Consider the following 6,110-nt stretch of genomic DNA (forward strand, 5'->3'; position numbering starts at 1 on the left):
TGACCTATGACCTTTACGGGCGCGGATTTTCCAGCAGGCCCAAAGGCGCACAGGCGGCAGCCAGCAGACCCAGGGCGGGTGCGAACAGTCCCCGGCGGGTCAGGTCGAATGCTCCATGTCCTTCAATAGGCCTCCGATCCCTATCTGGGCAAAGAAAAGGGGCGCAGTCTTTCGACCGCGCCCCCTTGGACATTGGACCCGACGGTCCGGCTTATTTGGCCGGGGCCAGATATTTGTTCAGCCAGCCGAACACCTCGTTGTGCCATTGCAGGCTGTTGGCCGGCTTCAGCACCCAGTGATTCTCGTTGGGGAAGACGATCAGGCGGCTGTCGATGCCGCGACGCTGCAGCGCGGTGAAGGTCGACAGGCCCTGCGCGGTCGGGATGCGGAAGTCACGGTCGCCCTGAACCACCAGCATCGGCGTCTTCCAGTTCTGGACATGGTTGGCCGGGTTGAACTTCTGATAGCCCTCGGCGTGATCCCACGGCGTGCCGCCGTATTCCCACTCGGTGAACCACAGCTCCTCGGACGAATAGCCCATGCCGAAGGTGTCGAAGACCCCGTCATGGTTGACCAGGCACTTGAAGCCATCGGGCCAGTTGCCCGCGATCCAGTTGATCATATAGCCGCCATACGAGGCGCCCAGGGCGCAGGCGTTCTGACCGTCCAGGAAGCTGTATTTGGCCTGAGCCGCCGCCCAGCCCTTCTGCAGGTCTTCCAGCGGGCGGTCGCCCCAGTGCTGGCTGATCGCGTCGGTGAAGGCCTGGCCGTAGCCGGTCGAACCGTGGAAATCGATCATCACCACCGCATAGCCCGCGCCCGCATAGGTCTCGGGGTTCCAGCGGTACGACCAGCCGTCGCCGAACGAGCCCTGCGGCCCGCCGTGGATCAGGAAGGCGACCGGATATTTCTGACCTTCGACATAGCCGACCGGTTTGATGACATAGCCGTGGACCGTCTCGTTGTTCCAGCCGGGGAAGTTGAACTGCTCATAGTCGCCGAACGCCTTCTGGGCGAAGGCCGGGTTGGCGTTGGTCAGGCGGCGCGGCATTTCGCGGCCCCGGAAGGTCTTGAAATAGAGGTCGCCCGGCTCACGCAGGGTGTCCTGAGCAAAGACAAAGCCCGACGGCGTCTGCTGGAAGGCCGAGACGTGGCCCGCTCCCGTCAGGGGAACCACCGTGCCGTTGCCGACATCGACCGAGAACAGCTTGGTCGAACCGACGTCGCCAGCGGTCGTGTACAGTGTGCGGCCGTCACGCGACCATTGCAGGGTGTCGGCCGAACGATCCCAGTTGGCGGCGATCTGGCGCTTCTGGCCCGTGGCCACGTCCATCAGCACGATCTGATAGCGGTCAGCCTCAAAACCCGGGCGGGCCATGGCGCGATAGGCCAGGGTCTTGCCGTCGGGCGAAAAGACCGGGCCGGTGTCCCAGGCCAGATTATCCTCGGTCAGGTTGGTGAACTGGCCGTCGCCGGTCAGGCCGTTGGTGCGGAACAAGTCGAAGTTGGTGCTCCACGACTCGCTCTGGCCAGCGACGCGGGCCGAAAAGACGATGGAATCGCCCGCAGGCGTGAAGACGAACTCGCTCTCATCGCCGAACGGCTTGGAGGGGGTGTCGCCGTCGAAGCCCTTGGTCACCCAGGCCGGGGTTCCGGTCGCCTTGCCGTCGCGGCCGATCGACTGGACGAACAGGTGGTTCTGGGTGTGGTCGTTCCAAGTGTCCCAGTGACGCACGAACATGCGGTCATAGACCTGGCCGGTGGTCTTCTGCTCGGCGACTTCCTTGCCGTGCGCGACCGAGGCGTTCAGGTCAGCGGCGTTCGGATAGACGGCCAGGGACACCGCCACCTTGTCGCCCGTCGGGCTTACGCGATAGGCGTTAACATCGGTCGGCAGGTCGGTCACCTGAACCGCAGCCGCCGTCGGAGACGCCACGCGCCACACCTGGCTGGAGCCCGACTTGTCCGACAGGAAATACAGATTGCCGTCGCCGCCCCAGCGCGCGGTGTTGGCCTTCTGGTCCGAGATGGCCAGACGGCGCGGGGCCTGATCCGGCGTGTCCAGGTCCAGAATCCACAGGCTGCCCGAACGGCTGTTGGCCGCCACATCCGTGGTCGTCACCGAATAGACGACATAACGGCCGTCCGGCGACACCTGCGGATCACCCAGCCGGTTGGCCGAGATCATGTCCTGATAGGTGAAGGCGTTCGGGGCGGCGGGGGCCGCCGGAACCGGCGCGGGCGGCACCTGCGCCAGTGCGGGCGCGGCGGCCATCAGGGCGCCCGACAAGGCGATACTCGCACAGGCGGCGGACAACAGGGAGCGGTGACGCATGGGGGCCTTCCTCGCAAAACAGTTGCCGCGAGGCCTACCACCGTCCCTGTCCGCGTCAATGGGTCGCTCAGGCGCCGGGCTGGGTGTAACGCCCGACCCAGTCCAGAATCTCCTGCTGCCAGTCGACCCAGGTGCGGGGCTTCAGCACCCAGTGGTTCTCATCCGGCACATGGACGAAGCGGCTGGGAACACCCTGGCGCTGCAAGGCCGAGAAGGTGGCCAGCCCCTGCTCCATCGGCACACGGAAGTCCTTGGAGCCATGCAGCACCAGCATCGGCTTCTTCCAGTTCCCGACATAGGTTTCCGGGTTGAAGGCGTCATAGACCTCCTTGCGTTCCCAGCTGGGCCCGCCGAACTCATGGATGAAGTTGCCGATGTCCATGGCGTTCATCAGCTGCGGCACGTCGAAGACGCCTGCGTGATTGACCAGACAGCGCCATGGTCCGTTCCACTTGCCCGCGATCATATTGACCATATAGCCGCCGTAAGAGGCGCCGGTGGCGCAGGCGCGCTCGCCGTCGATCCACGGATTATTGGCCAGGGCCGCCTCCCAACCCTTCTGCAGGTCTTCCAGAGGGCGGTCGCCCCAGTGGTCGTTGATGGCGTCGGTGAAGGCCTGACCATAGCCGGGCGAACCGTGGAAGTTGACCATCACCACCGCATAACCCGCCGAGGTGTAGATCTGCGGGTTCCAGCGATAGGACCAGTTCTCGGTCCAGGGCGACTTCGGCCCGCCGTGGATGATGTAGACCGCCGGATAGCGTCGGCCCTCGACTGCGCCGACCGGCTTGAACACCCAGCCCTGCACCTGCTCGCCGTTCCAGCCCGCGAAACTGTAGGCTTCGGCGGCAGGCAATTGCATGCGCGCGACCAGTTCGGCGTTGTAGTGGGTGATCTGGCGCGGCTCGCCCGTCGTGCGGATGAAGATCTGCGTCGGGGCGACATAGCTTTCATGGGCATAGGCCAGAACGCCTGCGACTTCTTCATAGCCGCCGACCGTGCCCTTGCCCGTCAGGGGCGTGACCTGTCCGGTGCGGGCATCGACCGAGAAGATGCGCTGCTGGCCTTCATCCGCCGTCGAGACCAGCAGCGAACGGCCGTCGGTGCGCCATTGCAGGCCGCTGGCCCCGCGATCCCAGTTGGTCAGTTTCTTCGCGCCCGAACCATCGGCATTGGCCAGCCAGACCGCCGCCTGATCCCCGCCCACATTCTCACGCGGGGCTGACAGCCAGGCCAGTTGACGGCCATTGGGCGAGAAGACCGGATTGCCGTCCGCCCCCTTGTTGGCCTCGGTCAGATTGACCGGCGCCCCGCCGTCAAGCGCCACGCGGAACACGTCGCTGTTGTTGGTGAAGGGCTCGCCCGCGCCTTGCGTCTGGGTGCCGTAAACCAGCACCTTGCCGTCCGGCGAAATGTCGAAGCTGGCGTCGCCCGCCGACACATCTGCGTCCAGACCGGCCATCAGGTCGCGCGGTTCGCCTCCACCCAGACCCGAGCCATTCAGCGGCTGGTGGAACAGATGGGTGCGACGTGTATCGACCCAGTGGTCGAAATCACGCAACGGCAGGCGGTCATAGGCTTGCAGCGTCGACTTGGCCCGCTCATCCAGCCGCGTCTTGGTGCAGGCCAGGGTGTCGCAATCGGTGAAGACCGAAACCGCCAGGATCAACGACCGGCCGTCCGGCGCGATGCGGAAGCCCGACACGTCGAACGGCAGGGTCGTCACCTGCGCCGCCGCAGCACCCGTCCGGTCGGTACGCCAGACCTGGTTCGATCCGCCGCGCGCCGACAGGAAATAGATGGCCCCGCCGTCCGGCGCCCAGCGCGCGCCCGATGCGCCGCCTTCCGAGATGGCCAGCTTCTTCGGCTCGCCGCCTGCAACATCGGCCAGCCACAGGCTGTTCACGCCCTTGTTGGCGTCCCAGTCGGTCGTGCGGACGGAATAGACGACTTGGCGGCCATCGGGCGAGACGCGAGGATCGCTGACCCGCTCCATCATCGCCATGTCGCGCAGGGACAGGCCGCGTGATGGAGCCTCGGCTGGCGCCGCTGCGGCGGCCACCGGCTGCGCCGTCTGGGCGAAGGCGGGCGCGGCGGCCAGCATCAAGGCTCCGAAAGCCGTGGCGGCCATCCAGCGTGAACGGATCATCTGTTTCTACTCCCCAAACTCCAGATCACCCTTGTTAGGGGGCCAATTCATCCCCGCCAAGCGGTCATGCCGCCGCGCATCCGGCTTGCCCGTTTCACGCGAACCGGCGACAAGCGGTCCTTCATGAACACCGCTTCGCCCCCCGCCAGACGCCAGCCGCACATCGTCGATGTGCTGATCGCCGAGCGTGCGCCGCGCCTGACCGCCTCGCCCTTCTGGCCGGTGGTACGACCGGCGCTTTACGGGGTGCTGGGCTATGGGGCGGCGGTGCGGATGGCCGACGCCATCCAGCCGCTGTCGGGGGCCGGAACCTTTGACTACATCTCGGACCTGCTGAAGCTGAAGGTCGCAACGACCAACCTGGACCGCCTGCCCGCCACGGGCCGCTGCATCGTGGTCTGCAACCACCCGACCGGCATCGCCGACGGGGTCGCCGTCTATGATGCGATCAAGCAGCGGCGCAGCGACATGATCTTCTTCGCCAACGCCGATGCGATCCGCGTCTCGCCACGTCTGGATGAGACCATCATCCCCGTCGAATGGGTCCATGAGAAACGCACCCGCGAAAAGACCCGCTCAACCCTGAACGCGGCAAGGGAAGCGTTCGAGGCTGAACGCTGCATCGTCATGTTCCCCGCCGGGCGTCTGGCGCGGGTGGACAAGAACGGCCAGATCACCGATCCCGAATGGGCGCCGACCGCCGCCTCGATGGCGCGCAAATACGATGCGCCCGTCGTCCCGATGCACGTCACCGGCCCCTACAGCCGCCTGTTCCACACTTTCGACCGCTTCTCTCAGGAACTGCGCGACGTGACCCTGTTCCACGAGTTGTTGAACAAGGAAGGCAAGGGTTTCGGCGTCGATGTCGGCCTGCCTATTCCCGCCGACCGGCTGGACGTGGACGCCACGAAGGCGACCGAGGCGCTGAAACATTTCACGGAACGGACCCTGGCCGCCGATCATGACGCGGTGTTTGCATGAAGATTGAACTGCCCGACGCCGAGGTCACCACCCGCCTTGGCCAGATCATCGCCCCGCTTCTGGCCCCCGGCGACAGCGTCCTGCTGTACGGGCCGCTGGGCATGGGCAAGTCGACGCTGGCGCGCGGCCTGATCCGCGCCCTGACCACGCCGGACGAGGATGTGCCTTCGCCCACCTTCACCCTGGTTCAGTTCTATGAGAGCGATCCGGCCGTCGCCCATTTCGACCTGTATCGCCTGACCCGTCCCGAAGAGGCCTTCGAGATCGGTCTGGACGAGGCGCTGGACGAAGGCTGCGCCGTCATCGAATGGCCTGAACGTCTGGGCGATCAGCCTGAGCGGTTCCTCGGCCCCGACCGTCTGACCCTTGTCATCGCAGAGGACGGCGAAGGCCGCCTTGCGACCGTTTCCGGCGCAGGCCGGTGGGAAGCCCTGATCGAACATGTCCGCCTCTGACCGCGAAACCCTACGCATCGACTTCCTGAAGGCCGCAGGTCTGGCCGACGCCGTGCGCCAGCCTCTGGCCGGAGACGCCTCCACGCGTCGGTATGAACGCCTGACCGCCGCGGACGGCGCGTCGCACGCGACTAGCGTCGCAACCAGCCGCGAGGGCGAGGCCCGCACCAAACGCGCACAGGCAATCACC

The 6,110-nt window shown here is 66.0% G+C and carries 4 protein-coding genes and 1 pseudogene; 3 read left to right on the forward strand and 2 right to left on the reverse strand.

The genetic code is table 11. The features are described from left to right. Positions 1–211: 211 nt before the first annotated feature. Together QZ281_RS14930 and QZ281_RS14935 are read right to left on the reverse strand one after the other, a co-directional pair. The gene (locus QZ281_RS14930; RefSeq protein WP_292229695.1) at positions 212–2,335 is read right to left on the reverse strand and encodes a S9 family peptidase; all 2,124 of its coding nucleotides are present in this window, start codon (positions 2,333–2,335) and stop codon (positions 212–214) included. A gap of 67 nt (positions 2,336–2,402) precedes the next feature. Continuing rightward, positions 2,403–4,484 (reverse strand): S9 family peptidase, encoded by a 2,082-nt coding sequence (locus QZ281_RS14935; RefSeq protein ID WP_292229697.1) that lies wholly within the window; start codon positions 4,482–4,484, stop codon positions 2,403–2,405. Positions 4,485–4,607: 123 nt separating this feature from the next. Between QZ281_RS14935 and QZ281_RS14940 the strand changes: the two genes are divergently transcribed. From QZ281_RS14940 to QZ281_RS14950, 3 genes and pseudogenes are all read left to right on the forward strand, one after another. Beyond that, the gene (locus QZ281_RS14940) at positions 4,608–5,465 is read left to right on the forward strand and encodes a 1-acyl-sn-glycerol-3-phosphate acyltransferase (protein WP_292229699.1); all 858 of its coding nucleotides are present in this window, start codon (positions 4,608–4,610) and stop codon (positions 5,463–5,465) included. Then, on the forward strand, positions 5,462–5,920 hold the full coding sequence (gene tsaE / locus QZ281_RS14945; protein WP_292229701.1) for a tRNA (adenosine(37)-N6)-threonylcarbamoyltransferase complex ATPase subunit type 1 TsaE: 459 nt from the start codon (positions 5,462–5,464) through the stop codon (positions 5,918–5,920). Before QZ281_RS14940 ends, tsaE begins: the two co-directional genes overlap by 4 nt. Further along, positions 5,907–6,110: pseudogene (locus tag QZ281_RS14950) on the forward strand (hypothetical protein); the annotation flags it as partial. The gene tsaE and the pseudogene QZ281_RS14950, both read left to right, overlap by 14 nt.

It is taken from the genome of Brevundimonas sp., assembly GCF_018608325.1.
Taxonomy (GTDB): domain Bacteria; phylum Pseudomonadota; class Alphaproteobacteria; order Caulobacterales; family Caulobacteraceae; genus Brevundimonas.

Bases quoted from the DNA above. Each gene is read 5' to 3' on its own strand.
- QZ281_RS14930 (WP_292229695.1), bottom strand. From the start codon at position 2,335: ATGCGTCACCGCTCCCTGTTGTCCGCCGCCTGTGCGAGTATCGCCTTG.
- QZ281_RS14935 (WP_292229697.1), bottom strand. From the start codon at position 4,484: ATGATCCGTTCACGCTGGATGGCCGCCACGGCTTTCGGAGCCTTGATG.
- QZ281_RS14940 (WP_292229699.1), top strand. From the start codon at position 4,608: ATGAACACCGCTTCGCCCCCCGCCAGACGCCAGCCGCACATCGTCGAT.
- tsaE (WP_292229701.1), top strand. From the start codon at position 5,462: ATGAAGATTGAACTGCCCGACGCCGAGGTCACCACCCGCCTTGGCCAG.